We start from the raw sequence: 899 nt of genomic DNA, 5'->3' as shown, positions 1-899 counted from the left end.
ACCCAGCAAAAACACCGACCCTTAGATTATCCTTGCGGGCCGCGTGGCCGCTGCTCTCCAAAACCTCGTGCGCCATCTCGATAAAAACACGCGCTTGCGGATCAGTCACGGCGGCTTCACGCGGGAGCATCCCGAAAAACTTGGCATCGAACATGCCCGCGTCCAGCAACTCGGGGCGTGCCCGAACATAAGACGTCGAAGCGCGTTCGCGTTCTGAAAAGTTGTCCTCAGCCTCGTCCGCGGGAAACAACTCAATCAGGTTTGTGCCTTTTACAAGGTGCTGCCAGAATTCATCAAGGTTGGCGGAGCCAGGGAGGCGCGCAGCCATGCCGACGATGGCAATGGCGTTATCGGGTAGATCGTCGGGGATAGGTTGAGCCACATCCGCAGTCCCAGCGGGGGCTAAGGTTGGGGCAGGGGCCGCAGCGACAATTGCCGCCAGCTTGGCTGCAAGCTGTCCCAGACGTGGCGCTTCAAACATGAGTGTGATGTCAAAGGACACTCCAAGCTCTTTCACAAGGGCCGCATGCACATTGACCAGTTCCAGTGAACTGCCGCCCGCATCAAAGAATGTCAAATCGTCCGAAACCGCGATGTCACCAAGGGCCTTTTGCCATTGCGCCGCAATCATGCGTGAGATTTTTCGCGCGCTCAGGGCGTCAGTATTGGGGCGCCGTCCTTGATCTTGCTCGCCAGTCGCAGGCTGGGTTTCGGGGTCAAGGCTTCGTAGGAGAACCTTGCGATCTATTTTGCTGTTTGCGGTCAGTGGAAAATTGTCGACGACCCGATTGATCCTTGGCAACATGCCGTCGGGCAACGTTTCGCCCAATGTCGCCAGAACCTCTTTGATGAATGCGGCATCCGTACCGTGTGTTGGGTGCTGTGGCTTTAAGAAAGCC

General features: G+C 57.2%; 1 protein-coding gene. It reads right to left on the bottom strand.

The genetic code is table 11. The features are described 5' to 3' along the window. A partial coding sequence (locus tag AB9F27_RS21890) for a beta-ketoacyl synthase N-terminal-like domain-containing protein (RefSeq protein WP_369758201.1) occupies positions 1–899 on the bottom strand: 899 nt, incomplete at both ends.

It is taken from the genome of Falsihalocynthiibacter sp. CO-5D18, assembly GCF_041205445.1.
GTDB classification, from domain to species: Bacteria; Pseudomonadota; Alphaproteobacteria; order Rhodobacterales; family Rhodobacteraceae; genus Falsihalocynthiibacter; species Falsihalocynthiibacter arcticus.
This window is presented reverse-complemented; position numbering and strand designations above follow the sequence as displayed.